We start from the raw sequence: 258 nt of genomic DNA on the forward strand, positions 1-258 counted from the left end.
GAATCGGACAGGTCCACTGTCTCGCCGTCATCGCGAGGGAACAGCCAAGCCAGCGCCGAGCCTGCATCCTCGGAGCCATCGGGCTCGGGCTGCTGGCCGCGAGTGACTTGCTGCCAGAACTGCGCCTCACGCTCGGTGAGATCCCGGATCTTCTCCTCGTCGCGCTCGATGCGGTAAATCCGAAAATCTTGACCACCGATGAGTACCGCCACTTCTGCCCAAGCATGGCCAGTGATGGCAAGCTGATGCAGTACCTGA

1 pseudogene is annotated in these 258 nt (G+C 61.6%); it reads right to left on the reverse strand.

Annotated elements, in window-relative coordinates:
• Positions 1 to 258, reverse strand: a pseudogene (locus B4920_RS26880) (alkaline phosphatase); the annotation flags it as partial.

The sequence above is a fragment of the Zoogloea sp. LCSB751 genome (assembly GCF_002028455.1).
Classification (GTDB): domain Bacteria; phylum Pseudomonadota; class Gammaproteobacteria; order Burkholderiales; family Rhodocyclaceae; genus Zoogloea.